General features: G+C 63.8%; 1 protein-coding gene. It reads left to right on the forward strand.

Translation table 11 applies throughout. The features are described from left to right. Window positions 1-117: 117 nt before the first annotated feature. Window positions 118-312, forward strand: a 195-nt coding sequence (locus AC22G6_RS21895) for a proton-translocating transhydrogenase family protein (protein ID WP_487368517.1), incomplete at its 3' end; no start/stop codon positions are given.

The following is a 312-nucleotide window of genomic DNA, read 5'->3' on the forward strand; positions in this document are numbered from 1 at the left end:
TGGCGCGCTCGCGCTCGACTGGGAAGACGAAGTCATGGCCGGATGCTGTCTCACCCACGCGGGCGAAGTGCGCCACGCGGGTGTGAAGCAGATCCTCGGTCTGTAAGGAGAGACATCATGGAAGGCTTTGCCGCACTCTACATTTTCATGCTGGCCGCGTTTGCCGGCTACGAAGTCATCTCGCGCGTGCCGGTGATTCTGCACACGCCGCTGATGTCGGGCTCGAACTTCGTGCACGGCGTGGTGCTGATCGGCGCCATGGTCGCCCTCGGCCACGCCGACCCGGAAGATCCGGTGCAACTGGTGATCGGC

The organism is Parazoarcus sp. PS-13 R2A (assembly GCF_057621855.1).